General features: G+C 63.7%; 2 protein-coding genes. One reads left to right on the top strand and one right to left on the bottom strand.

Annotated elements, in window-relative coordinates; genetic code table 11:
* Positions 1 to 82 precede the first annotated feature (82 nt).
* Positions 83 to 424, bottom strand: a complete 342-nt coding sequence (locus ENZ75_RS30935; RefSeq protein ID WP_013528672.1) for a hypothetical protein — start codon at positions 422 to 424, stop codon at positions 83 to 85.
* 170 nt (positions 425 to 594) lie between these two features.
* On the opposite strand from ENZ75_RS30935, the gene ENZ75_RS30930 reads away from it, so the two are divergent.
* The coding region (locus ENZ75_RS30930) for a histidine kinase (RefSeq protein WP_128278588.1) at positions 595 to 1740 on the top strand (1146 nt) is incomplete at its 3' end.

Here is a 1740-nt window from a genome sequence, read left to right as displayed (position 1 = left end):
ATGACCAGGCCGGCCAGCAGCACCGGGAATTCGACCCGGTTGAGCAAAGCGTTCGCGGCATTCTTCATCGGCAATCCGCCCGTTACAGCCGGCCTTGCAGATAGGGTCCGAGCGTGATCAGCGCCACTGCGGCGATCGCCAGCATGATGCCGGTCGCCTGCAGCGCGTTGACGCGCTCGCCGAAGAAGACCAGTGCCACGACGTTCACCGAGACCAGCTGGATGACGGCAGACAGGCTGAACGACACCGACATGCCGAATTCGCGGATCAGCCGCAGCATGATCAGATTGCCCAGCGAATAGAGCGCCAGCGTCAGCGCGATCTTGCCAAGGCTCGGCGCCAGGCCCCATTGCTTGGCGGCTGTCGCCGCCAGCAGGAAAATGACCGTTGAAAAGCCGAGCTGCAGCAGTCCCGAAAAACTCAACGTTCCGCCCCCCTCTCGAAGCGGCTCCCGCCGCATGTGTCGCGGACGTTGTTTCCGAAGCGCGCCGGGACGTCAAGCGCTCGACCAAACGAAGCTCTTGGCAATGGCAAGACGGAGGCTCAATGTACCGACATCGTCCAGCCATTCGATTGAAGGGCGGTCAGGGGTTCATGATTCGTATTCTGCAGAACTTGACGCGACGCTGGAGCGAACTCTCTCTTGCCTTGCAATTCGTCGTTGCCGGCGGTTTTGGCCTGCTGGCCGTCATGCTGGTGGTGGGCGCCTGGGTGACGGCGCAGATCAGAGAGGGCGTCATCCGCAATTCGGCCGCCACGACGGCGCTCTATGTCGACAGCGTGATTGCGCCGCTGCTTCCCGACTTGCGCAAGGAGCAGGAGCTCAGCGATTCCGTCAAGCAGGCGCTGGACGAGACGCTTGGCCAGGGCGCGCTCGGCAAGCGCCTCGAATCGTTCATGCTCTGGCGCCGCGACGGGACGGTCCTCTATGCCAAGGAGACGGCCCTGATCGGCCGCCGCTTCGCTCCGAGCGACAATCTGCGTTCCGCTTTCCAAGGCAATGTCGTCGCTGAATTCAATACTTTCGATGAGGATGAGAGCGAGGAGAAGGCGACCGGCTTGCCATTGCTGGAGATCTACAATCCCGTGCGCGAGCCCTGGTCGGGCGAGGTGGTGGCGGTTACCGAGTTCTATGAGATCGCCGACGATTTCCAGGCCACCCTGGCTTCCGCTCTGTGGTCGAGCTGGCTGATCGTGGCCGGCGCGACCCTGGCGGCATTCCTGCTCCTGTCGGGCATCGTCCTGCGCGGCAGCCGCACCATCGACGACCAGCGTGGGGCGCTGCGCCGCCAGGTGTCGGAACTGCAGGGTCTGGTGGCGCAAAACAGTGCCTTGCGACTGCGCGTGCAACAGGCCTCGCGCCGCGCCACCGCGCTCAACGAAAGATATCTGCGCCGCATCGGCGCCGACCTGCATGACGGCCCGGCCCAACTCGTGGCCCTGGCGGCGCTGCGCATGGACAGCCCGATATTTTCCAGCGATGGCCATTCGGGCGCAAGCCGCTCGACCGAGGTCACGATGATTCGCAAGACGCTGGAGGATGCGATGCGCGAAATACGCGGCATCTGCACCGGCCTTGTCCTGCCGCAGATCGAGACGGCTGCCGCAACCGACATTCTGCGGCTGGCCGTCAAGGAACACGAACAGAGGACGGGAACGTCGGTGACGCTGACGCTGGCCGGACAGTTGCCTGAACCCGGCGCCTCCGAGAAGATCAGCATCTATCGTTTCGTCCAGGAA

Origin of the sequence: Mesorhizobium sp. M7A.F.Ca.CA.002.04.1.1 (assembly GCF_004022805.1) — a bacterium.
In the GTDB taxonomy this organism is placed as follows: domain Bacteria; phylum Pseudomonadota; class Alphaproteobacteria; order Rhizobiales; family Rhizobiaceae; genus Mesorhizobium; species Mesorhizobium ciceri.
This window is presented reverse-complemented; position numbering and strand designations above follow the sequence as displayed.